This is a genomic window from Fusobacterium varium, assembly GCA_021531615.1.
Taxonomy (GTDB): Bacteria; Fusobacteriota; Fusobacteriia; order Fusobacteriales; family Fusobacteriaceae; genus Fusobacterium_A; species Fusobacterium_A varium_C.
In genome coordinates this window covers 1-379 of sequence record JADYUE010000101.1, presented here as the reverse complement: position 1 = coordinate 379, position 379 = coordinate 1, and the positions used below count along the sequence as shown (strand labels likewise).

The following is a 379-nucleotide window of genomic DNA, read 5'->3' as shown; positions in this document are numbered from 1 at the left end:
AAGACTTAAAAGAACCATCAACTTCTTTAAGAATCTGTTGTGACATATTAGAATTAAGAGTTTTATAGTTCTCACTATTTTTTAAAAGAGAATTATTCTTTTGATAATTAAGATATTTATTCTCTTGAAAGTAGTATTGCCTAATATTATATACAGCTTGATTATATAGATTCTTAGCAGTATGGGAAAGTTCTCTAAGAGAAAGATATTCTTCTTTAGAAAGATGTTTAAGTTGTTGTTTAACTGTAAGATACATAGCAAAATCACCTCCTTTTCATATGCTCAATTATATCATATATTTAAGCTTGAAAAAAGAGGTTGACTCCAATTCATCTCCCACCTAAAGAGGAGGGAGTCTTCTTGGAGTTTTAAGATAAAA

At 28.0% G+C, this 379-nt stretch carries 1 protein-coding gene; it reads right to left on the bottom strand.

The annotated features are described in order from the left end of the window. A partial coding sequence (locus I6E31_12500) for a transposase (GenBank protein MCF2640777.1) occupies positions 1–256 on the bottom strand: 256 nt, incomplete at its 3' end. Positions 257–379 lie beyond the last annotated feature (123 nt).